The organism is Dechloromonas hankyongensis, assembly GCF_022012295.1.
Taxonomy (GTDB): domain Bacteria; phylum Pseudomonadota; class Gammaproteobacteria; order Burkholderiales; family Rhodocyclaceae; genus Azonexus; species Azonexus hankyongensis.
On the sequence record NZ_JAKLTN010000001.1, the window covers coordinates 1,048,706 to 1,069,629 of the forward strand.

The 20,924-nt window shown below is 63.7% G+C and carries 20 protein-coding genes, 1 tRNA gene and 1 other RNA gene; 10 read left to right on the forward strand and 12 right to left on the reverse strand.

Going from position 1 to position 20,924, the window contains the following annotated elements; genetic code table 11:
* Positions 1-11: 11 nt before the first annotated feature.
* Positions 12-1,697: a 2-isopropylmalate synthase gene (gene leuA, locus LZ012_RS04955; RefSeq protein WP_275708162.1), complete on the reverse strand. Its 1,686-nt coding sequence runs from the start codon at positions 1,695-1,697 to the stop codon at positions 12-14.
* A gap of 130 nt (positions 1,698-1,827) precedes the next feature.
* Here leuA and LZ012_RS04960 point away from each other — a divergent pair, with 130 nt between their 5' ends.
* The 4 genes from LZ012_RS04960 to rnpB all read left to right on the forward strand — a co-directional run bounded on the left by LZ012_RS04960 (position 1,828) and on the right by rnpB (position 5,782).
* Complete coding sequence (locus LZ012_RS04960) at positions 1,828-2,301, forward strand: Lrp/AsnC family transcriptional regulator (protein ID WP_275708164.1); 474 nt, start codon at positions 1,828-1,830, stop codon at positions 2,299-2,301.
* A gap of 146 nt (positions 2,302-2,447) precedes the next feature.
* Positions 2,448-4,781: a hybrid sensor histidine kinase/response regulator gene (locus tag LZ012_RS04965; protein WP_275708168.1), complete on the forward strand. Its 2,334-nt coding sequence runs from the start codon at positions 2,448-2,450 to the stop codon at positions 4,779-4,781.
* A 154-nt stretch (positions 4,782-4,935) separates the two neighbouring features.
* Complete coding sequence (locus tag LZ012_RS04970) at positions 4,936-5,334, forward strand: polyhydroxyalkanoate granule-associated phasin (RefSeq protein ID WP_275708170.1); 399 nt, start codon at positions 4,936-4,938, stop codon at positions 5,332-5,334.
* A gap of 67 nt (positions 5,335-5,401) precedes the next feature.
* Positions 5,402-5,782, forward strand: an RNA gene (gene rnpB, locus LZ012_RS04975) — RNase P RNA component class A.
* A 15-nt stretch (positions 5,783-5,797) separates the two neighbouring features.
* Here rnpB and LZ012_RS04980 read toward each other — a convergent pair.
* From LZ012_RS04980 to LZ012_RS04990, 3 genes are all read right to left on the reverse strand, one after another.
* Positions 5,798-6,550 carry a L,D-transpeptidase Cds6 family protein gene (locus tag LZ012_RS04980; RefSeq protein WP_275708173.1) on the reverse strand — a complete coding sequence of 251 codons (753 nt, stop codon included), beginning with the start codon at positions 6,548-6,550 and terminating at the stop codon, positions 5,798-5,800.
* A gap of 124 nt (positions 6,551-6,674) precedes the next feature.
* The gene (locus LZ012_RS04985; RefSeq protein WP_275708175.1) at positions 6,675-7,850 is read right to left on the reverse strand and encodes a vWA domain-containing protein; all 1,176 of its coding nucleotides are present in this window, start codon (positions 7,848-7,850) and stop codon (positions 6,675-6,677) included.
* A gap of 3 nt (positions 7,851-7,853) precedes the next feature.
* On the reverse strand, positions 7,854-8,696 hold the full coding sequence (locus LZ012_RS04990; RefSeq protein ID WP_275708177.1) for an AAA family ATPase: 843 nt from the start codon (positions 8,694-8,696) through the stop codon (positions 7,854-7,856).
* Positions 8,697-8,771: 75 nt separating this feature from the next.
* Here LZ012_RS04990 and LZ012_RS04995 point away from each other — a divergent pair, with 75 nt between their 5' ends.
* From LZ012_RS04995 to LZ012_RS05015, 5 genes are all read left to right on the forward strand, one after another.
* A complete protein-coding gene (locus tag LZ012_RS04995; protein WP_275708179.1) occupies positions 8,772-9,917 on the forward strand; it encodes a class I SAM-dependent methyltransferase in 1,146 nt (381 codons plus the stop codon).
* Positions 9,918-9,981: 64 nt separating this feature from the next.
* Positions 9,982-10,368: a COG4315 family predicted lipoprotein gene (locus LZ012_RS05000; protein ID WP_275708181.1), complete on the forward strand. Its 387-nt coding sequence runs from the start codon at positions 9,982-9,984 to the stop codon at positions 10,366-10,368.
* Between the two features lie 9 nt (positions 10,369-10,377).
* The gene (locus LZ012_RS05005; RefSeq protein ID WP_275708183.1) at positions 10,378-10,881 is read left to right on the forward strand and encodes an RNA polymerase sigma factor; all 504 of its coding nucleotides are present in this window, start codon (positions 10,378-10,380) and stop codon (positions 10,879-10,881) included.
* Positions 10,878-11,672 (forward strand): anti-sigma factor family protein, encoded by a 795-nt coding sequence (locus tag LZ012_RS05010; RefSeq protein ID WP_275708185.1) that lies wholly within the window; start codon positions 10,878-10,880, stop codon positions 11,670-11,672. Before LZ012_RS05005 ends, LZ012_RS05010 begins: the two co-directional genes overlap by 4 nt.
* A gap of 22 nt (positions 11,673-11,694) precedes the next feature.
* Positions 11,695-12,696: a catalase family peroxidase gene (locus LZ012_RS05015; RefSeq protein ID WP_275708187.1), complete on the forward strand. Its 1,002-nt coding sequence runs from the start codon at positions 11,695-11,697 to the stop codon at positions 12,694-12,696.
* A 185-nt stretch (positions 12,697-12,881) separates the two neighbouring features.
* Here LZ012_RS05015 and LZ012_RS05020 read toward each other — a convergent pair whose 3' ends face one another.
* The 6 genes from LZ012_RS05020 to rpsU form a co-directional block, all read right to left on the reverse strand.
* Positions 12,882-13,568 carry a hypothetical protein gene (locus LZ012_RS05020; protein ID WP_275708189.1) on the reverse strand — a complete coding sequence of 229 codons (687 nt, stop codon included), beginning with the start codon at positions 13,566-13,568 and terminating at the stop codon, positions 12,882-12,884.
* 631 nt (positions 13,569-14,199) lie between these two features.
* Positions 14,200-14,276 (reverse strand) — tRNA-Ile (locus LZ012_RS05025).
* 7 nt (positions 14,277-14,283) lie between these two features.
* Positions 14,284-16,260, reverse strand: a complete 1,977-nt coding sequence (gene rpoD / locus LZ012_RS05030) for an RNA polymerase sigma factor RpoD (protein WP_275708191.1) — start codon at positions 16,258-16,260, stop codon at positions 14,284-14,286.
* Positions 16,261-16,306: 46 nt separating this feature from the next.
* Positions 16,307-18,043, reverse strand: a complete 1,737-nt coding sequence (dnaG, locus tag LZ012_RS05035) for a DNA primase (RefSeq protein WP_275708193.1) — start codon at positions 18,041-18,043, stop codon at positions 16,307-16,309.
* A 9-nt stretch (positions 18,044-18,052) separates the two neighbouring features.
* A complete protein-coding gene (locus tag LZ012_RS05040) occupies positions 18,053-18,499 on the reverse strand; it encodes a GatB/YqeY domain-containing protein (RefSeq protein ID WP_275708195.1) in 447 nt (148 codons plus the stop codon).
* 82 nt (positions 18,500-18,581) lie between these two features.
* Positions 18,582-18,794: a 30S ribosomal protein S21 gene (gene rpsU / locus LZ012_RS05045; protein WP_275708197.1), complete on the reverse strand. Its 213-nt coding sequence runs from the start codon at positions 18,792-18,794 to the stop codon at positions 18,582-18,584.
* 137 nt (positions 18,795-18,931) lie between these two features.
* On the opposite strand from rpsU, the gene tsaD reads away from it, so the two are divergent.
* On the forward strand, positions 18,932-19,966 hold the full coding sequence (gene tsaD, locus LZ012_RS05050; RefSeq protein ID WP_275708199.1) for a tRNA (adenosine(37)-N6)-threonylcarbamoyltransferase complex transferase subunit TsaD: 1,035 nt from the start codon (positions 18,932-18,934) through the stop codon (positions 19,964-19,966).
* 117 nt (positions 19,967-20,083) lie between these two features.
* On the opposite strand, the gene LZ012_RS05055 is transcribed toward tsaD, so the two are convergent.
* The gene (locus LZ012_RS05055) at positions 20,084-20,362 is read right to left on the reverse strand and encodes a cupin domain-containing protein (RefSeq protein ID WP_275708201.1); all 279 of its coding nucleotides are present in this window, start codon (positions 20,360-20,362) and stop codon (positions 20,084-20,086) included.
* Between the two features lie 10 nt (positions 20,363-20,372).
* Positions 20,373-20,873 (reverse strand): thiol peroxidase, encoded by a 501-nt coding sequence (gene tpx / locus LZ012_RS05060; RefSeq protein ID WP_275708204.1) that lies wholly within the window; start codon positions 20,871-20,873, stop codon positions 20,373-20,375.
* Positions 20,874-20,924 lie beyond the last annotated feature (51 nt).

Sequence of the window (20,924 nt, forward strand, 5' to 3'; positions counted from 1 at the left end):
CGTGCTGTGACTCAGGCCGCCTGGTCGACCCGGCCGGCTACGTCGAGGCGGTTGATGCCGCTGACGATGGCCTTGATCGACGCTGACACGATATTGGTGTCGATGCCCACCCCGAAGGTTTCCCCCTTGCCGGTCGCCGCCATTTCGACAAAGGCGCAGGCTCGGGCGTTGCCGTCCTCGCCCATCGGCACCATCGAGCGTTCCTCGTAGCTGCGCACCTGGACCTTGATGCCGGCGCTTTCGAGGGCGTGCATGGCGGCGTTGATCGGGCCGTTGCCTTCGCCGGTCAGGATATGCGGCGTGCCGTCGATGTCGAGCGAAAGGCGGATGCCCTGGGCGCTGCCGTGCTCGTACAGATGGTGCTCGCGGTAGCGCACCGTGCTGCCGCCTTCGAGGTAGGTCTGGTTGAAGATGTTCCAGATGTCGTCGGCGCTCACTTCGCCGCCATGCTGGTCGGTGTAGCGCTGGACGACGCCGGAGAACTCGACCTGGAGGCGGCGCGGCATGACCACGCCGTACTCGGTCTCCATGAGATAGGCGATGCCGCCCTTGCCCGACTGGCTGTTCACCCGGATGACCGAATCGTAGCTGCGGCCGACGTCGGCCGGGTCGATCGGGAGGTAAGGCACTGCCCATTGCTCGTCCGCCTTTTGAGCAGAGAACCCCTTCTTGATGGCGTCCTGGTGGGAGCCGGAGAAGGCCGTGAAAACGAGATCCCCGACGTACGGGTGGCGCGGATGGATCGGGAGCTGGCTACAGTGTTCGAAGGTGCGCGCAACGGCGTTGATGTCCGAGAAATCGAGGCCCGGATGGACGCCTTGCGTGTACATGTTGAGGGCGAGGGTGACGAGATCGACGTTGCCGGTGCGCTCGCCGTTGCCGAAGAGGCAGCCCTCGACGCGGTCGGCGCCGGCCATGAGGCCGAGTTCGGCGGCGGCGACGGCGGTGCCGCGGTCGTTGTGCGGGTGGAGGCTGATGATCACGCTGTCGCGGCGGGCGAGGTTGCGGTGCATCCACTCGATCTGGTCGGCATAGATGTTGGGCGTGGCGATCTCGACCGTGGTCGGGAGGTTGAGGATGACCTTGCGCTGCGGCGTGGCGCCCCACACTTCGGTGACGGCGTCGCAGACTTCCTTGGCGAAATCGAGTTCGGTGGCGGTGAAGAGCTCCGGGCTGTATTCGAGGGTGATCTCGGTTTCCGGCATTTCATCGGCGAGGCTGCGGATGAGGCGGACGGCGTCGGTGGCCATGGCGACGACTTCGGCCTTGCTCATGTTGAATACCGTTTCGCGAAAGGTCGGGCAGGTGGCGTTATAGACGTGCACGATGGCCTTCCGGGCGCCCTTGAGCGATTCGAAGGTGCGGCGGATGAGGTGTTCGCGGGCCTGGGTGAGGACCTCGATGGTCACGTCGTCCGGAATATGGCCGTCTTCGATGAGGCTGCGCACGAAGCCGAATTCGGTTTCCGAGGCCGACGGGAAGGCGACCTCGATTTGCTTGAAGCCGATGTCGCAGAGCATCTTGAACATGCGCATCTTCTTGTCGACATTCATCGGTTCGAAGAGGGCCTGGTTGCCGTCGCGGAGGTCAGTGCTCATCCATACCGGCGGCTTGTCGATGGTGCGGCCCGGCCATTGGCGGTCGGTGATCTGGACCGGCGGGAAGGCGGTGTATTTGGTGTGCGGGGTAGTGATCATGGCGGCTCCTGAATGCTTTATCGATGGCGAAAGTTTAGGCCAAAGATGCCGGCAGGTGCTTGCGTATTGGTGTGTTATTCGGCGTATTATTGGCAGAAAATTGCCCATAAATGATATTGAAAGAAATTAAATGGAACTCGATCGCTACGACCGGCAAATTCTCGCCATCCTGCAGGCCGACGGCCGCATCAGCAACCAGGATCTGGCCGACCGCATCGGCCTGTCGCCGTCGCCCTGCCTGCGCCGGGTGCGTGCCCTCGAGGAGTCAGGCCTGATCACCGGCTACCGTGCCCTGCTCGACGCCAAAAAGCTCGGCCTGAGCCTGATGGCGCTGATCGGCATTTCCATGGACCAGCACACGCCGGAGCGCTTCGCCAATCTCGAAGCGACCATCGCCGACATTCCCGAGGTGCTCGAATGCCTGCTCATCACCGGCCAGCAGTCGGACTACCAGTTGAAAGTGGTGGTCAAGGACATGGACGCCTATCAGGACCTGCTGCTCAACAAGGTCACCCGCATCCAGGGAGTGACCGGGGTGCACACCAGTTTCGTGCTGCGCCGGGTGGTCGACCGTACCGGTTTGCCGGTATTTGCCGCGGGTTGACCCCGAATCTGCATGAAGCGGACGGAAAGTCGGCTTGGGTTGACCAGCGGGATTGACCCACCTAGGCTTTTGCTTCAGGATGAAGCAAGGGGTAGTGCTTTAGTGCTGGTCGGACGCTTGCCGTCTTGCGCATCGGGACGGAGATAATGAAGCAGGGGGAAATCAGGGGGGATGCCGCGAGCCAGGCGCCGGCGATGGCGCCGGTCATGGCTGGGGCAGGGGGGTCCGCGGCGCCGGCCGCCCGGCGGGCGCGTCCGGTGCTCAACCTGCTGCTGCGCCTTCTACTCTGGGCCTTGTTGCCCGGGATGCTCGGGGCGATGGTCATTCTCTATCTGGCCTATCGTGACGACCGCGTGCAGCACGAGGTGGAAACCATCCAGATGGCCCGCGCCCTGATGCAGTCGGTCGACAGCGAAATGATCAAGACCCGGGCAGTCGCCCAGGCGCTGTCGAAATCTCCTTATCTGGCGAGCGGCGACCTGGCCGCTTTTTACCGGCAGGCGACGGGCGTTATCCTGTTGACCGGGGGCGGCAATAACCTCGTGCTGACCGATCAGAGCGGCCAGCAGATACTCAATACGGCGCGTCCTTTCGGTACCGCGCTGCCGCGCCATGGCAGCCCGGAGACGGTGGAGCGCGTGTTCGCTAACAGCCAGCCGGTGATCTCGAATATCTTCATGGGTTCGGTCCTGCAGCGCGCGTTGATGACGGTCGATGTACCGGTCGTTATCGACGGCAAGGTGAAATACAGCCTGAGCATTTCGATGTTGCCCGAGCATTTCACCGACTTGCTGCGTTCGGTTGGCTTGCCGCCCGACTGGGTGCTGGCGGTCTTCGATGCGCAGGGCGTGGTCGCGGCACGCACGCACGGGCCGGAAAAATTCGTCGGCAAGAAGGCCGTGCCGGCCGTCGTCAAGGCGATCGGCGAGCGGGCCGACGGGATGGTCGAGACTCGGACCCTGGAGGGCACGCCGGCCATTGTCGTATTCAGTCGTTCGCCCCTGTCGCAGTGGAGCGTCGGCATCGGCATGCCGCTGGAGATGTTCGAGGGGCCGCTGCGCGACCGCTTCCTGTTCCTGCTCGGCATCGTGCTGGTGCTGGCCCTGGTCGGCCTGCTGGCGGCGGCGTTGCTGGCGACACGCATCGCCGCGTCGATCCGCGCCCTGATCAAGCCGGCGCTGGCGATCGGCGAGGGCGAGCGCTTCGTCAAGCCACAACTGGACATCAGCGAGGCGGCGGAAGTGGCGACCGCCATGGAAACGGCGGCCCAACTGCTGGCCCAGCGCACGGCGGAATTGGACAGAGCCCGCCTCGATGCCGAAGTGGCGAATGTGGCGAAAAGCGCCTTTATCGCCAACATGAGCCACGAAATCCGCACACCGCTCAATGCCATCACCGGCATGGGGCATCTGATCCGCCGCGCCGGGATTTCGCCGGAACAGGCCGTGCGGCTGGACAAGATCGACATGGCCGGCCGGCACCTGCTGCAGATCATCAACGACATCCTCGACCTGTCGAAAATCGAAGCCGGCAAATTCACGCTTGAAGAGACCGAAGTCAATGTCGAAGCGGTCATGGCCAATGTGCTGTCGATGCTCGGTGAACGTGCCCAGGCCAAGCGCCTGGCGTTCCGCAGCGAGGCGCCGGCCATTCCCTGCCGCCTGCTCGGGGACAACACCCGCCTGCAACAGGCGCTGCTCAACTTCGCCGGCAATGCCATCAAGTTCACCGAGCACGGCAGCGTGACCTTGCGCGCCGAAGTCGAGGAACTGACCGCAACCAGCGCCCTGCTGCGCTTTTCCGTCATCGATACCGGCATCGGCATCGAGCCGGCCGCGCAGCAAAAGCTCTTTTCGGTCTTCGAGCAGGCGGACAATTCGATCAGCCGCCAGTTCGGCGGTACCGGCCTGGGCCTGTCGATCAGCAAGAAACTGGCCGAACTGATGGGCGGCACGGTCGGCATGGTCAGTACGCCCGGCGTCGGCAGTACCTTCTGGTTCACGGCGCGCCTGAAAATCGGCGGCCCGGCCGGTCGACCGCTGCCGGCTACCGGGGAGTCGGCGGAAAGCGTGCTCCTGCGTGACTACCACGGTCGCCGCATTCTTCTGGTCGAGGACGAGGCGGTCAATCGCGAAGTCGCCCTCGCGCTGCTGGGCGATGTCGGGATGGTCGTCGATGTCGCGGTCGATGGCGTCGAAGCGGTCGACAAGGCGGCCGCGCAGACCTACGACGTCATCCTGATGGACATGCAAATGCCGCGCATGGACGGCCTCGAGGCGGCGCGGCGGATCCGCCGGCTGCCGGGCTGCGCCAGCCTGCCCATCCTGGCCATGACGGCCAACGTCTTCGTCGAGGACAAGGTGCGCTGCCACGACGCGGGGATGAACGACTTCATCGCCAAGCCGGTCGATCCGGATCTTCTCTTCGCCATCCTGCTGCAATGGCTGGCCGATCCCCTGCACGCGGAGCAGGCGGGCTAGCCGCCGTCTCACATATGGCCGGACACTGGAGCGTTTCGCTGCACGCCGACGGCGTTGAACTCCGGGCTCTCCGGAAAGTCTATTAGCGACAGTGAAGACCCCGGCGCGCTAGATCGAGGCGGGGTCTTCCGTAACGCTGATACAAGGAGTCATCATGGCTGTCCGCCGTACCACCAAGTCGCTGGCCACCAAATCCGTCGAACTGGCTATCGCCGCCCCGCAGGTCGTGGCGCATCGCGTTGCCCGCATGGCGGCGGCAGGAGCAATGCCATCGGTGCGAGACCGCCGGGAATTCGAGCGGATGGGTGCCGAGAAAGTAGCGGCCTTTTCCGAATCGATGACTGCCATGGCGCAGCAAGCCTTCCGGGCCAATCAAACGCTGGCGGCGTCGATGTTCCGGACTTTCTGGTCGCCGTGGACGGCGAACAGCGCGGCGCGCCTCGGCCGGGACGTGCACGAGGCGGTGCTCGACGTGCTGGACAAAGGCATGGCGCCGGTCCATGGCCGGGCCACGGCCAATGCCAAACGCCTGGCCCGGAGCAAGCGGCGCTAGCTGGGCGGCGTTTTCTCAGCCCAGCCATCCCCCGGCGGCTTCGCCAGCCGCGTATAATCCGCCCCGGAAAGTCGGCCAGGCAATCGCTGGATACTTCGGTATCGGGAGGAAAGTCCGGGCTCCATTGGGCAGGATGCCAGCTAACGGCTGGGCGCTATAAGCCGCAAGGCGAAGGCGACGGAAAGTGCAACAGAGAATAGACCGCCGATGGCGTCGCAAGACGTACAGGTAAGGGTGAAACGGCGAGGTAAGAGCTCACCGCGTCCACGGTAACGGCGGACGGCACGGCAAACCCCATCCGGAGCAAGACCAAATAGGGAAGCTGAGGCGTGGCCCGCGCTGCTTCCGGGTAGGTTGCTTGAGCCTGTCGGTAACGGCAGGCCTAGAGGAATGATTGCCGAACCCCGCAAGGGGGGAACAGAACCCGGCTTATCGGCCGGCTTTCCATTTTCTTCAGTGCTATTCAGTCCTGCATTTCGCGGGCAATTTTCCAGCCGCCGTCGGTGCGGCTGACCAACAGAGTCTTGGCACGCCCGGCTTCGCGATAGCTGCCCGCCGCGTAGTCCTGACGGAAACTGACCTTGAACAGATCAGGTGTCTTGCGCGTGATGGTGACGTCCCGGATCTGCACGTCGATCGCTGCCGTGCCGGTGAGTTTCTTGGTGCGGGCAGCCACCCAACTGCTGTGGCTGCTGCCGTCGGCCGGCATGAAATCGCTGCCGTAAGCGCCCAGGTAAGCCGCGATGTCACGGTCGCGCCAGGCCTGCAGCCAGGATTCCAGCATGTTCTCGATTTGCATTTCGTCGGCAACGACCACCGCCGGCTCGGCGCGGACTTGCGTGGGGTTTGCCGCCGCAACGGCCGGGGCCGCGAGGGCGGCGAGAGGGGCCATGGACGGCTCGGCGCGCGAGTCACTCGCGCTCATGGCAAACCACATGGTGCTCGCTCCGAGGGCCGCCGAGGCCAGGCTGGCGAGCAGGATGGAGGCGGTGCCGAAGCGGCGGCTGGCGGGGGCGTCTGCGGCGTGCGCCCGGGTATTGACCGGAGTGTTTGCCGCCTCGTCGCCCAGCGCTGTCTGCAGTTGATGCAGCCGTTGCGTCATGGCCTGCTGGTGGCCGCCGGCGAGGCGAAGTTCCGGACGGGCAGCGGGGCGCGGACGGGTGAGGAAGGCCGCGTCGATCAGGTGTCCGGTGTGCAGGGTATTTACGGTAGCCACGATATTTCCTCGGTGCGCATCAGGTTTTCTGACGGGATGGAAATATTGTCGGCGCGGCGATTCCCGACGGAAATCGATTACTTCACGGTTTTGATGATTTTGACGAAACGGGTGTCGTGGCGGCCTATTTTGACAGGCTGCGCATGGCCTGCTCCAGGCCGTCCAGGGTCAGCGGGAACATGCGGTCGTTGCCGACGATGTCGCGGATCATGGCGATCGACGGCGTATAGCCCCAGTAATTTTCGGCCAGCGGGTTGAGCCAGGCGGCGCGCGGCCAGGTGTCGACCAGACGCTGCAGCCAGACGGCGCCGGCTTCCTCGTTCCAGTGTTCGACGCTACCGCCGGGGCGACCGACTTCATAGGGGCTCATGCTGGCATCGCCGACGAAGATCAGCTTGTAGTCCGGGCCGTAGGTGTGGATGACGTCCCAGGTCGCCAGCTTTTCGCCGTGCCGCCGGCGATTGTCCTTCCACACCCCTTCATAGACGCAGTTGTGGAAGTAGAAGTGCTCGAGGTGCTTGAACTCGGCGCGGGCGGCGGAGAATAGCTCCTCGCAGGCCTGGATGTGGTCGTCCATCGAGCCGCCGACGTCGAGAAAGAGCAGCACCTTGATGGCGTTGTGGCGTTCCGGGCGCAGGTGCAGGTCGAGCCAGCCGCCATTGCGGGCAGTGCCTGCGATGGTGCCGTCGAGGTCGAGTTCGGTCGCCGCGCCCTTGCGGGCGAAGCGGCGCAGGCGGCGCAGCGCGACCTTGATGTTGCGCACACCGAGTTCGACGGTGTCATCGAGATTGCGGAACTCGCGCTGGTCCCACACCTTGATGGCGGTGCGGTTGCCGACCGATTCGCCGCCGATGCGCACGCCTTCCGGGTTGTAGCCGCCGTGACCGTAGGGCGAGGTGCCGGCGGTGCCGATCCACTTGTTGCCGCCGGCGTGGCGCTCCTTCTGCTCGGCCAGCCGTTCCTTCAGTTGTTCGAGCACCTTCTCGTAACCGAGCTTCTGCAGGCGGGCGCGGTCGGCTTCCGACAGATGGCGGCGGGCGGCCAGTTCCAGCCATTCCTCGGGCACCATGGCGTCGAAGCCGGGCAGCGCCTCGATGCCCTTGAAGTATTCGCCGAAAGCGCGGTCGAAGCGGTCGTAGAGGGCTTCGTCCTTGACCAGCAGGGTGCGCGACAGCAGGTAGAAGTCGTCCAGACTGCCGGTGACCAGCCGCGCCTCCAGCGCTTCGAGCAGGGCCAGCAGTTCCTTGGTCGACACCGGCAACTGGCGCGACTTCAGGTGCAGGAAGAAGTCGACGAGCATGGGTTACGGCTTGCGGCGGCTCATGAAGGCCAGGCGCTCGAACAGATGCACGTCCTGTTCGTTCTTGAGCAGCGCGCCGTGCAGCGGCGGGATGGCGTCCTTGGCATCCTTGGCGCGCAGGGCTTCCGGCGGGATGTCCTCGGCCAGCAGCAGCTTCAGCCAGTCGATCAGTTCGCTGGTCGACGGCTTCTTCTTCAGGCCGGGGATCTCGCGCAGGTCGAAGAAGACCTCCAGCGCTTCCTTGAGCAACTCGTGTTTGAGCGCCGGGAAATGCACATCGACGATGCGCTGCATGGTCTCCTTGTCCGGGAACTTGATGTAGTGGAAGAAGCAGCGGCGCAGGAAGGCGTCGGGCAGCTCCTTCTCGTTGTTCGAGGTGATGATGATCAGCGGCCGGTGCTTGGCCTTGATGGTCCGGTGCAGCTCGTAGCAGTGGAATTCCATGCGGTCGAGTTCGCGCAGCAGGTCGTTAGGGAACTCGATGTCGGCCTTGTCGATCTCGTCGATCAGCACCACCGACGGCTCATCGCATTCAAAGGCCTGCCACAGCACGCCATGCACGATGTAATGCGAGATGTCCTCGACGCGCGGATCGCCGAGTTGCGAGTCGCGCAGCCGCGACACCGCGTCGTACTCGTAGAGGCCCTGCTGCGCCTTGGTCGTCGATTTGACATGCCACTGGAACAGCGGCATGTTCAGCGCCCGCGCCACCTCCTCGGCGAGCAGCGTCTTGCCGGTGCCCGGCTCGCCCTTGATGAGCAGCGGGCGTTGCAGGGCGACGGCGGCATTGACCGCCAGGGTCAAGTCGCGCGTCGCGACGTAGCTATCGGTACCTTCGAATTTCATGCTTGGTCTTGTCGGCTGGGGGATGCGGGGCATTGTATGACTAAAGGGCGTGCCGGAAGTGCCCTACAATGCGGCATGCAATCGACTCAATTTCCCCCCATTCGCTGGCAGGAAGCCAATCAGGAGCATGTGGCCCGCTGGCGTTCGGAAGCCGGCATCGCGCCGCATGCCGACATCCGCATCGCCGACGACCGGACGGCGGCCGACGATGCCTACCGCCTGCTCGAAGCCGGCACGGCGCTGCTCTGGCGCGGCGACTGGGTCAATGCCCGGCACCTAATGCAGGCGTTGACCAAGCGTGCCGACCGCCGTTTCGGGGCGCCACGCGGCAAGGCGCCGAAGACGCCGGCTGAGGCCTTTGCCCGTCACCGTGAGACGCAGGGCAAGCGGGCCGCCCTGCTCAATCGCCTGCTCGTGCCGCTCAATGCCGACTACACCGTGCCGCTGCGCCGGGCGCAGGAGGTGGCCGAAGCCTGCCGTGCCGCCTACGGCGAAGCCGGCGGTGAGGATTCGCTGGTCGCCCTGCGCGAACTGCTCGCCGTGATCAGCGCCCACGAGTGGCGCAAGAAGGGCGTACCGGTGCCCGCCGTGCAGGGGCGGATTTACCCGCATTACGGCGTCTTCTCGCCGGTACGCGGCGAGTATGTCGATCTGCTCGCGTCGGCCCCGATCCCGGCCGGTTGTGAGCGGGCCTTCGACATCGGCACCGGCTCCGGCATCATCGCCGCCGTGCTCGCCCGACGTGGCGTGCCGCGCATCGTCGCCACCGACCAGGACGAACGGGCGCTGGCCTGCGCGACCGAAAACATCGAAAAGCTGGGCTTGGCGACCAACGTGCAGATCATCAAGGCCGACCTGTTCCCGGAAGGCCAGGCACCGCTGGTCGTCTGCAATCCGCCGTGGTTGCCGGCGCAGCCGACTTCGCCGGTCGAATACGCCGTGTACGATCCGGATTCGCGCATGCTGCGTGGCTTCCTGGCCGATCTGGCGGCCCATCTGGCCGATGGCGGCGAGGGCTGGCTGATCATTTCCGACATCGCCGAACTGCTCGGCCTGCGCTCGCGCGAGCAGTTGCTGGCGTGGATCGCCGATGCCGGCCTGCAGGTGATCGGCCGGCTCGATACCCGGCCCAAGCACCCCAAGGCGCAGGATGCCAGCGACCCGCTGCATGTGGCGCGGGCGGCTGAAGTCACCTCCTTGTGGCGCCTCGGAAAAAATTAGGGAATAAAACGATGGCCGCTTCCGTTTACGAAGGTGTAGCACCCCATAACCAACGGAGGCCATCATGAAAAAAACCAAACTGATTTCCGCCCTGCTGCTGTCGCTGACCCTGGCTGCCTGTGCCGGCGGCGGTATGTATAGCGCCGCCCCGGCGAAGATGTCGGACGGCGTGCTGACCGGCGCCAACGGCATGACCCTGTACGTTTTCGACAAGGACACGGCCGGCAGCGGCAAGAGCATGTGCAACGGCCCATGCGCCACCAACTGGCCGCCGCTGATGGCGATGGATGGCGACACGGCGAGCGGCGACTACAGCATCGTCATGCGCGACGACGCCAAGAAACAGTGGGCCTTCAAGGGCAAGCCGCTGTACTACTGGTCCAAGGACCAGAAGCCGGGCGACAAGACCGGCGACGGTTTCAACAACGTCTGGCATATCGCCAAGCCGTAACCCGGAAACGTGGATAGCCGCGCCATCCTCGCCGAATTGCCCCGCCTGCGCCGCTATGCGCGGGCGATGCTCGGCGACCGCGCGGCGGCGGACGACCTCGTGCAAGACACCCTGGAACGCGCCTGGAGCCGGCTTGCCCAGTGGCGGCCGGGCAGCGATCTGCGCGCCTGGCTGTTCGGCATCATGCACAACCTACGCATCGACCAGTTGCGCCGCGGTGGCCTAGCGACCACCTCGCTCGACGACGATGAAGCCGCCGAGGTGCCCGTCCGGCCCACGCAGAGCGACCTGCTCGAAGTGATGGACCTCGAATCCGCCCTCCGCCAGGTGCCCGAGGAGCAGCGCCAGATCCTGCTTCTCGTCGCCCTGGAGGAAATGAGCTACGCCGACATCGCCGCCTTGCTCGGCATTCCCGTCGGCACCGTGATGTCCCGCCTGTCGCGCGGACGCGAACGGCTGCGCCAGGTCATGGAAGGCCGCCAGCCGACTGCCAATCTGAGAGTCGTCCGATGACCTCGCACCCGATCACCGAAGAAGAACTGCACGCCTACGTCGATGATGCCCTGACCGATGAGCATCGGGCGGCGGTGGAGGAACACCTGGCCCGCCATCCGGCCGATGCCGAGCGGGTCGCCGCCTATCGCGCCCAGAAGCTGGCGCTCAAAGCCCTGTTCCAGCCCGTGCTCGATGAGCCACTGCCGGAACGCCTGCATGCCTTGACCGTGCAACCGTTGCGCGCGCCAGCCGGTGGTGGCTGGCCGGGCGGCGGCCTGTGGCAGCGCATCGCGGCCGGCCTGCTGGTGGCCACCTTGGGCGGTGTCGGCGGCTGGCTGGCGCACGGTCAGTACGGGCCGGACCGCGTGGCCCGCCTGGTTCCTCTCTCGCATCAGGCGGCAGTGGCACACGTGGTCTATAGCCCGGATGTGCGTCGTCCGGTCGAGGTAGGGGCCGATCAGGAAGAAGCCCTGGTCAAATGGCTGAGCAAGCGGCTCGGCACCTCGGTCCGGCCGCCCAAGCTGGGCGGGCTCGGCTACGAACTGGTCGGCGGCCGCCTGCTGCCCGGCAACAGCGGCCCGGTCGCCCAGTTCATGTATCACGACGCCAGCGGCCAGCGCATGACGCTGTACGTGACCACCGAAGGCACCGAGAAGCGCGACACCGGCTTCCGCTTCGCCCGCGAAGGCCCGGTCAACGTCTTCTACTGGGTGGACGGCAAGTTCGGCTACGCCCTGTCGGCCGGCATCGACAAGGGCGAACTGGCCAAGGTGGCGACCGCTGTCTACGACCAGCTGGAACAAAAATAAACTTAACCCCGAGGAGTACCCCATGCAGAAAACCAGTCTTGCCACGCCCATGCTCGCCCTGGCGGCGCTGATTATTTCCCCGCCGCTGCTGGCCGATAATGCCCAGCCCGGCGCCGATCTGGTGGTCGGCGCCATCGAAGGCGTGTTCGGCGTCACCCCCGGCGAGCGGCGCAACCACATCAAAGGCACCTGTGCGGCTGGCGAATTCGTCGGCACGCGCAAGGCGGCCCGCCTAAGCAAATCGCCGCTGTTCTCCGGCAAGCCGGTTCCGGTCGTCGCTCGCTTCTCGGTGTCCGGCGGCAACACGAAAGTGCCGGACGTGGCCAAGAGCGGGCGCGGCATGGCGCTCGAATTCCAGTTGCCGAAAGGCAAGTTGCACCACATCACCATGCTCAACACGCCGATGTTCGGTGCCGCGCAGCCGCAGACCTTCCTCGACCTGATGCTGGCCTTGAAACCCGATCCGGCGACCGGCAAACCCGACCCGGAAAAGATGAAGGCCTTCAAGGCCAGCCATCCGGACAACCTGGCGCAGGCCGATTACCTGGCCAGCAACAATCCGCCGGCCAGCTACGCCAGCAGCAGCTACTGGGGCATCCACACCTTCAAGTTCATCGACAAGAAGGGCACGGCGACGCTGGTGCGCTGGCAATTCGTGCCGCAGGACGGCGAAAAGCGCCTGAGTGACGACGAACTGAAGACGGCCGGCGCCAATTTCCTGGAGTCGGCGCTGATCGAGCGGACCAAGCAGGGGCCGGCGCGCTGGGACATGCTGGTCAGCATCGGCCAGCCGGGCGACAGCGAGACCGATCCGACCGTCCTGTGGCCGGCCGAGCGCCCGCGCATCAAGGCCGGCACGCTGACCATCAGCCGTGCCGAGGCGCAGAAGGGCGCGCCGTGCGAGCCGATCAATTTCGATCCGCTGGTCATGGCCCCCGGAATCCAGCCGACCGACGACCCGATCCTGCGCTTCCGCTCGCCGACCTATGCGGTTTCCTTCGGCAAGCGGCTGAGCGAACGCTGATTCTCGGCGGTCGCTGAAACGAAAAAGTCCGGCTCCAGCCGGGCTTTTTGATGATTGGGTCTCACTTCCTCAATACGATAGCCGGTTAAAGTTGGTGCTTACTTGATTGCTTGGGCATCGGTGGCATTGATTGACGATATATCGGTTGTCTTGACCCTCCTGAACAGCGGCTGTGTCGTGGCCATTTAGCGGTCCATAATCAGTACAGACTCACCTATCGCCTCAACTAACCGCCAGTTTTCATTGGTGGCGGGTGTGGTTAGACGAACTGCTGGCAATGTGGCCTCCAGAGAGGCGAGGTGGTATTTGGCCCTCGCCGTCCCTATCTGTGATGGCATCCAATACAAGCCGATAAAGACAGCTAAATAAATTGAATATGCGTGCGATGCCGTCCACCGCAACTCGTTGTCCTTCAAGCGAATTACCACTTCACCTAACGTAGCTCCAGAAGCAACGGCAATGCAAAGGCCCGCAAAATTGGACAGTCCCCAAGCGACCTTTGGTGAGACCAAGGTCGGAGGCAGCAAGTGCGCATTTATGCCTGATAGCATAGCGAGTGCAAAAGCGATCCACGACCATCGACGAAGGCCTTTCAGTCCTATCTCGCCAGAAACAACGGAATTCATAGCGAGGAACGCGCATACAAGAATTCCAGCAACAAACTCGCCGCTTAAATAGAGAAGGCGGCTCGCGGGAAGTAGCGAAACTACCCAGGGCGCTCCTAGGGCAGTGAAATAAGCGTTGGCATCGCGCCACCCGGCGAAATATGCAAGAAACGAAATTCCTACAGCAACGCTAGCCGCACATGGGAGCAGCGCCCCAACAGCGCCAGCCGCCTTAAGTAAATCCTCTTCGCGCAATTTAATGGTCATTCGATAATCAACAGGTATTTAGCTGGAATCCTGGATTATGAACTATTTATACAAATGGCATCGATTGGTGGTTGTGGCACGCCCTGGCGGCATGCTTGCCCCTGCTGCGTAGCGGCGGGGGCGGTTTTCCATAGGGCATGCCATGCAACGGACGTAAAAAAAGCCGCAATGGCGGCCGTCCGCCTCTGATTTCCGAGTCGCCAAACCCGGCTGCTAAATTTAAGCAGTTTTTTCAGGCTAAATTGGATTGATTGATTTGTCAAGCTTTTGGCCACCTATCGTCTCCTCAAAACCAGGAGTAGGCGGGTAGGCGAATAAGTACTGCGTACTCAGTCCAATGAACTAATCCAAGGTCAATAATTCATCGGAGCCAAGGTGTCGTCCTATGGAGGCGAATAACCGCTGCGCCGTCAACGCGTTGTTAGCCGCTCAGCTACCGTGGCGGATAAGCATTGCCGCACGATTGGTGAGGCGGTATGCATTGGCTGAGTAGTGGCAGTTTTCCCATCAAGCCTGGGTGGGAATTCGGGTCTGACTTTAACCAGACTGTAGATCGGAGCGTCAGAAAGAAAAATCGGCTGTCCGGATTTGCCGGATCAGCCGAAATTGCCTTAGTATTCAAGGCGGTGTTTGGTGGGCCCGCACGGACTTGAACCGTGGACCAAAGGATTATGAGTCCTCTGCTCTAACCAACTGAGCTACAGGCCCGGAAACCTTAGTTGTTGTTGGTGTCGATGAAGCTGCGCAGTTTGTCCGAGCGGGTCGGGTGGCGCAGCTTGCGCAGGGCCTTTGCTTCGATCTGGCGGATGCGTTCGCGGGTGACGTCGAATTGCTTGCCGACTTCCTCGAGGGTGTGGTCGGTGTTCATTTCGATGCCGAAGCGCATGCGCAGGACCTTGGCTTCCCTCGTGGTGAGGGTGTCGAGGATTTCCTTGGTCACGCCGCGCAGGCTGGAGTACATCGCCGCATCGGCCGGGGCCAGCGTGGCGGAGTCCTCGATGAAGTCGCCCAGATGCGAATCGTCGTCGTCGCCGATCGGGGTTTCCATGGAGATCGGCTCCTTGGAAATCTTCATGATCTTGCGGATCTTGTCTTCCGGCATGTCCATCTTCTTGGCCAGCGTGGCCGGATCCGGCTCGACGCCGGTTTCCTGCAGAATCTGGCGGCTGATCCGGTTCATCTTGTTGATCGTTTCGATCATGTGCACCGGAATACGGATGGTCCGCGCCTGGTCGGCGATGGAGCGGGTGATGGCCTGGCGGATCCACCACGTGGCGTAGGTGGAGAACTTGTAGCCGCGACGGTATTCGAACTTGTCCACCGCCTTCATCAGGCCGATGTTGCCTTCCTGGATCAGGTCGAGGAACTGCAGGCCGCGGTTGGTGTACTTCTTGGCGATCGAGATGACCAGACGCAGGTTGGCCTCGGTCATTTCGCGCTTGGCGCGGCGGGCCTTGGCTTCGCCGGTGGACATCTGCTTGTTGATGTCCTTCAGTTCCTTCAGCGAAATGCCGATGCGGTCTTGCAGGGCGAGCAGCTTCTTCTGCTCTTCCTTGATGTCCGGGGCGTTGCGGGTCAGGATTGCGACGTAGGTCTTCGGGGCGGCGGCCACTTCGGCGTCGGCCCAGTCGAGGTTGATTTCGTTGCCCGGGAAGGACTGGATGAAGTGCGGGCGCGGCATCTTGACGCGGTCCACGCAGATTTGCTGGATCTTGCGCTCGCAGCCGCGGACCTGCTCGACCATGCCGCGCACGCTGTCGCACAGGCGCTCGATGGAGCGCGAGGTGAAGCGGATGTTCATCAGCTCGTCGGACAGTTGCTGCAGCAGCTTGAGGTAGGCCTTGTCCTGCGAACCCTTGCTCGACAGCGCCTTCTGCATCTTCGCGTGGATGCCCTTGATAGTCTTGAAGCGCTCAAGGGCGTCGGTCTTCAGTTGCAGCAGGGAAGCCGCAGCGGCACCGCCGCCACCGCCTTCGCCGTCTTCGTCGCCTTCATCGTCCTCTTCTTCTTCGTCGGCTTCCGGCATTTCGGCGGCCGGAGCTTCCTCGACGGCGTTCGGGTCGATCAGGCCATCGACCAGTTCGTCGATGCGCATTTCGTCGGTTTCGACCTTGGCGGCCATGTCGAGGATGTCGACGATGGTGGTCGGGCAGGCGGAAATCGCCTGGATCATGTGCTTGAGGCCTTCCTCGATGCGCTTGGCGATCTCGATTTCGCCTTCGCGGGTGAGGAGTTCGACCGAGCCCATTTCACGCATGTACATGCGGACCGGGTCGGTGGTGCGGCCGAATTCGGAATCGACGGTGGACAGCGCCTGTTCGGCCTGCGCTTCGACTTCCTCGTCGTCAGCGGCGGCCACGGCGTTGTCGGACATCAGCAGGTCTTCGGCAGCCGGGGCTTCGTCGAAGACCTGGATGCTCATTTCGCTGAAGGTCGAGATGATCGCTTCGATGGATTCGGCGTCGACCACGTCGTCCGGCAGGTGGTCGTTGATTTCGGCGTAGGTCAGGTAACCGCGTTCCTTGCCCAGCTTGATCAGGGCCTTGAGGCGCATCTTGCGCGCTTCGGCATCGAGCGGTTCCGGAGTTTCAGCCATCTGGCCCTGCAACAGCGCCTTTTCGGCGGCCTTTTCCTTGGCCTTGCTGGTGCGAGCCTTCGGGGCTTCCTTAGCGGTGTCTTTTGCCTTAGCCATGAACGCGATCCATAGAATTCGAGAAAACCGTAGATTTTACCACAACTTAGCTGCGATTAGCCTTGGTGGTGAGGAACTGGATGTAGGCCTGTTTTTCCGCGGCGCTCAGGCCGGCCACGCCGAACTGCTGGGCCTTCATCTGCAGTTCGTTGAAAGCACGCTTTTCACCGCCTTCCTGGAGCTTTCCCAGGGTGTCTTGGAATTCGGTGTCCGCGCCTTCTTCGTCAAACGGCAGGCCAAGAAGTTCCGACGCGGCGTGTTCGATGATGCTTTCTTCCGGCAGGCCGCGCAGTTGTTCGCGCAGAACGGCGTAACTGGCCGTCTCGTGGCTGGCCGAAACCAGTTGGTGCAGACGGGCCAGGGCCGGCCGTTCCGGGGTGTCGGGGAGGAGGGCTACCGGGATGCGCCGGGCCAGCTGCGGCTTGTGCAGCACGATGCGTAGCAGGTTGCGGGTCAGCGACGGGGCGGTGCGTTTGGCCCGGGCGGGCGGCGCTGGCGTGTAGGACTTCAGCTCGCACAGGCGCTCGACTTCGGGCTGGGCGAAACCGCTGGCCTCGGCCAGGCGTTTGACCAGTTGCAGGCGGAGCAGCGGCGTTGGCAGCTTGAGGAGCAGCGGCTTGGCTTCGTAGATCAGCCGGGCCTTCCCTTCGGAACTGGTCAGGTCGCAGCGCTGGGCCAGTTCGCGCAGCAGGAAATCGGACAGCGGCATGGCCTGGGCGACCAGGCGGTCGAATTCCGGTTTGCCGAATTCACGGATGAAGCTGTCCGGGTCGTGTTCGGCCGGCAGGAAGACGAAGCCGATCTGCTTGTTGTCGGCCAGTGCTTCGAGGGCGTTTTCCAGGGCGCGCCAGGCGGCCTTGCGCCCGGCGTTGTCGCCGTCGAAGGAGAAGACGATGCGGTCGACCTGGCGCAGCAGTTTCTGCACATGGGTCGGCGTGGTGGCTGTGCCCAGCGTGGCGACGGCGTTGCCGACGCCGTTCTGCGACAGGGCGATGACGTCCATGTAGCCTTCGGTGACGATGGCGGTATTGGTCTCGCGCAGCGCCTGGCGGGCTTGCGGCAGGCCGAATAGCTCGCGGCCCTTTTCGAAGAGCGGCGTTTCCGGCGAGTTCAGGTATTTCGGCTCGCCCTGGTCGATGATGCGGCCGCCAAAGGCGATGATCTCGCCCTTGGGGGTGACGATGGGGATCATCAGCCGGTCGCGGAAGCGGTCGTAGCGGCGGCCGGCCTCGTTCTCGATGATCAGGCCGGCAACCTTCAACTCGTCGGCGTTGTAGTCGGCGAAGACGGCTTCCAGATTCTGCCAGCCATCCGGGGCGTAGCCGATACCGAAGCGGGCGGCCACTTCGCCGCTCAGGCCGCGCTTCTTGCAGTATTCAATGGCGCGCGGCGAAGCCTTGAGCTGCGCCTTGTAGTAGGCGGCGGCGCGCGCCATGACTTCGATCAGCGTGCGGGTCTGCCCCGGTTTCTCGTCTTGGAAGCTGCGCCCTTCGCTTTCCGGGACCACCATGCCGGCGCGCCCGGCCAGATCCTTGATGGCATCGACGAAGCCCATGCCCTGGTATTCCATGACGAAGCCGATGGCCGTGCCGTGGGCGCCGCAGCCGAAGCAGTGGTAGAACTGCTTGGTCGGGCTGACCGTGAAGGATGGCGATTTCTCGTTGTGGAAGGGGCAGCAGGCGGCGTAGTTGGCGCCGGCCTTCTTGAGCGGCACGTAGCTGTCCACCAGGTCGACGATGTCGACCCGGGCCAGCAAATCCTGGATGAACGACTCCGGGATCATTTTCCTGCTTTAGCCGGCGAGGGCGGCTTTCACCAGCTTCGACACCTCGGCCATGTCGGCCTTGCCGGCCAGTTGCGGCTTGAGGACGCCCATCAGCTTGCCCATGTCGGCCGGGCCCTTGGCGCCGGTCTGCGCGACGGCGGCGGCGACGGCGGCAGCGACTTCCTCGCTGCTCATCTTTTCCGGCAAGTAGGCGGAGAGGATTTCGATCTCGGCCTTTTCGATGTCGGCCAGGTCCTGGCGATTGGCGGCTTCGTACTGGGTGACGCTGTCCTTGCGCTGCTTGACCAACTTCTCGATCACCGCAGCCACGGCGGCGTCGTCGAGTTCGATGCGCTCGTCGACTTCCTTCTGCTTGATGGCAGCGTTGAGCAGGCGGATGGCGGACAGCTTGGCCGCTTCCTTGGCCTTCATGGCCGACTTCATGTCTTCGGTGATGCGTGCTTTGAGGCTCATGGTGTGCTTTTTGGGAAAAACAAAGAAAAAAGCCGCCGGCGGTTGAAGGCGGGCGGCTCTTTTTACGGCGATGCGTACTCGATTAGTACAGCTTCGGCGGCAGGGTCATGCTGCGGATACGCTTGTGGTGGCGTTTAACGGCAGCGGCCAACTTGCGCTTGCGCTCGGCGGTGGGCTTTTCGTAAAACTCACGGGCGCGCAGCTCTGTCAGGAGACCAGTCTTTTCGACGGTGCGCTTGAAGCGGCGGATGGCCACTTCGAACGGCTCGTTTTCCTTGACACGAATGTTCGGCATCTAAATCACCCCCTTCCGTTAGGCGCCTGCCAGGTCAAGTAAACGGCAGTGCGCGCAAAATTGTTTCCGCTGGTTTGCGGAGAGCCGAACATTCTAAGCGAGAAAACCCTTTTGCATCAAGTGGTAAAATAAGCGCCATGTTGATCCTCGGCGTCGAATCCTCCTGTGACGAAACCGGCATCGCGCTCTACGACAGCGAAGCCGGTCTCCTTTCCCATGCTTTGCATTCGCAGGTGGCGATGCACGCCGAGTACGGCGGCGTCGTGCCCGAGCTCGCCTCGCGCGACCACATCCGCCGCGTCGTGCCCTTGTTGCGCGAAGCGCTGGGGCAGGCCGGCAAGTCGTTGAACGACATCGATGCCGTGGCCTACACCCGCGGGCCGGGGCTGGCCGGCGCCCTGCTCGTCGGCTGTGCCTTCGCCGAAGCGCTCGCCCTGGCTATCGACAAGCCGACCATCCCGGTGCACCACCTCGAAGGCCATCTGCTGTCGCCGCTGCTGTCGCGCGATCCGCCGACCTTCCCCTTCGTCGCCCTGCTCGTTTCCGGCGGCCATACGCAGTTGATGCGGGTGAGCGGCGTCGGCCAGTACGAACTGCTCGGCGAAACGCTCGACGACGCGGCCGGCGAGGCCTTCGACAAGAGCGCCAAGCTGCTCGGCCTGCCTTATCCGGGCGGCGCGCTGTTGTCGAAACTGGCCGAAACGGGGACGCCCGGCGTCCACGAACTGCCGCGCCCGATGCTGCATTCCGGCGATCTCAATTTCAGCTTTTCCGGCCTGAAGACGGCGGTGCTGACCCTGGTCCGCGAACAGGGCGAGGATTTGACCGACACCTTCAAGGCCGATGCGGCACGCGCTTTCCAGGAAGCCATCGTCGAGGTGTTGGTCAAGAAGTCGCTGAAGGCCATGAAGCAGACCGGCCTGAAGCAACTGGTGGTGGCCGGCGGTGTCGGCGCCAACAAGCAGCTGCGGGCAACGCTGAACGACGAGGCGAAGCGCAAGCGTTTCCGCGTCTATTACCCGGAACTGGAGTTCTGTACCGACAACGGCGCCATGATCGCCCTGGCCGGCTGCCTGCGCCTGCAGGCCGGAACGCCGGCCAAGGAAGCCGGCGATTTCGCCGTCCAGCCGCGTTGGCCGTTGATGGAGATGTCGTCGGAGACTACACGCTAAGAACCGCCGGGGCGGCCATAGCGGGGTGGCTGGCGCCGACCTACTTGCGCTTGCGCAGCGGGCAGTTTTTGCACCGGGGCTTGTGATGGCAGCATTTCTTGGCCATAACTCACTTCGCTAATTGCGGCGCGCCACCCAATAGCTGGCGCCGGCGCTACCGTAGCGTTCGGCATGCAGCTCATCACGGGCCAGGGTGAATTCGTCGCCGGGCTGGAGGTGGCGGGTGTCCGGGCCGACCGTCAGCCACATTTCGCCGCGCACCACCCGTGCCTTGACGGCGAACGGGTGGGTGTGCGACTCGACGATGGCGTCGGGCGGCCAGGTGCGTTCCAGGACTTCGTCGAAGCCTTCGGCGAGCGCCTGGCCTTCGAAGGTCTTGAAGTCGAGGTCAGCCATGGCGAAGGACTCAGAGCACGGCCAGCGCGGCGGCGTAGTCCGGCTCGTTCTTGATTTCCGGAACCAGTTCGCTGTGGATCACGGTGCCGTTTTCATCGACGACGACCACGGCGCGGGCGGCGACGCCGGCGAGCGGGCCGTTGGTGATGGCGACGCCGTAGGCTTCGAGGAAGTCACGGCCGCGCATGGTGGATAGCGTAACGACGTTGTCCAGGCCTTCGGCGCCGCAGAAACGGGCTTGGGCGAAGGGCAGGTCGGCCGAAATGCACAGTACCGCGGTGTTGGGCAGGCTGTTGGCCTTGGCGTTGAACTGGCGGACCGACATGGCGCAGGTCGGCGTGTCGATGCTCGGGAAGATGTTCAGGATTTTGCGCTTGCCGGCGAAGCTGGCAAGTGTAACGTCGGACAGGTCCTTGGCGACCAGGGAGAAGGCGGGGGCGGTGTCGCCCTTTTTCGGGAGTTGACCAGCGACGTTGATGGCGTTGCCGCCGAGAGTGACAGTTTGCGACATGGGTTTTCCTTATTGGTGTTGAAGTCGGAGGCCCCGTTTGACGGGGGCGCT

Excerpts from the sequence above, each read along its gene's own strand:
- leuA (WP_275708162.1), bottom strand. The coding sequence starts at position 1,697 with ATGATCACTACCCCGCACACCAAATACACCGCCTTCCCGCCGGTCCAG.
- LZ012_RS04960 (WP_275708164.1), top strand. The coding sequence starts at position 1,828 with ATGGAACTCGATCGCTACGACCGGCAAATTCTCGCCATCCTGCAGGCC.
- LZ012_RS04965 (WP_275708168.1), top strand. The coding sequence starts at position 2,448 with ATGAAGCAGGGGGAAATCAGGGGGGATGCCGCGAGCCAGGCGCCGGCG.
- LZ012_RS04970 (WP_275708170.1), top strand. The coding sequence starts at position 4,936 with ATGGCTGTCCGCCGTACCACCAAGTCGCTGGCCACCAAATCCGTCGAA.
- LZ012_RS04985 (WP_275708175.1), bottom strand. The coding sequence starts at position 7,850 with ATGCTCGTCGACTTCTTCCTGCACCTGAAGTCGCGCCAGTTGCCGGTG.
- LZ012_RS04990 (WP_275708177.1), bottom strand. The coding sequence starts at position 8,696 with ATGAAATTCGAAGGTACCGATAGCTACGTCGCGACGCGCGACTTGACC.
- LZ012_RS04995 (WP_275708179.1), top strand. The coding sequence starts at position 8,772 with ATGCAATCGACTCAATTTCCCCCCATTCGCTGGCAGGAAGCCAATCAG.
- LZ012_RS05000 (WP_275708181.1), top strand. The coding sequence starts at position 9,982 with ATGAAAAAAACCAAACTGATTTCCGCCCTGCTGCTGTCGCTGACCCTG.
- LZ012_RS05010 (WP_275708185.1), top strand. The coding sequence starts at position 10,878 with ATGACCTCGCACCCGATCACCGAAGAAGAACTGCACGCCTACGTCGAT.
- LZ012_RS05015 (WP_275708187.1), top strand. The coding sequence starts at position 11,695 with ATGCAGAAAACCAGTCTTGCCACGCCCATGCTCGCCCTGGCGGCGCTG.
- LZ012_RS05020 (WP_275708189.1), bottom strand. The coding sequence starts at position 13,568 with ATGACCATTAAATTGCGCGAAGAGGATTTACTTAAGGCGGCTGGCGCT.
- rpoD (WP_275708191.1), bottom strand. The coding sequence starts at position 16,260 with ATGGCTAAGGCAAAAGACACCGCTAAGGAAGCCCCGAAGGCTCGCACC.
- dnaG (WP_275708193.1), bottom strand. The coding sequence starts at position 18,043 with ATGATCCCGGAGTCGTTCATCCAGGATTTGCTGGCCCGGGTCGACATC.
- LZ012_RS05040 (WP_275708195.1), bottom strand. The coding sequence starts at position 18,499 with ATGAGCCTCAAAGCACGCATCACCGAAGACATGAAGTCGGCCATGAAG.
- rpsU (WP_275708197.1), bottom strand. The coding sequence starts at position 18,794 with ATGCCGAACATTCGTGTCAAGGAAAACGAGCCGTTCGAAGTGGCCATC.
- tsaD (WP_275708199.1), top strand. The coding sequence starts at position 18,932 with ATGTTGATCCTCGGCGTCGAATCCTCCTGTGACGAAACCGGCATCGCG.
- LZ012_RS05055 (WP_275708201.1), bottom strand. The coding sequence starts at position 20,362 with ATGGCTGACCTCGACTTCAAGACCTTCGAAGGCCAGGCGCTCGCCGAA.
- tpx (WP_275708204.1), bottom strand. The coding sequence starts at position 20,873 with ATGTCGCAAACTGTCACTCTCGGCGGCAACGCCATCAACGTCGCTGGT.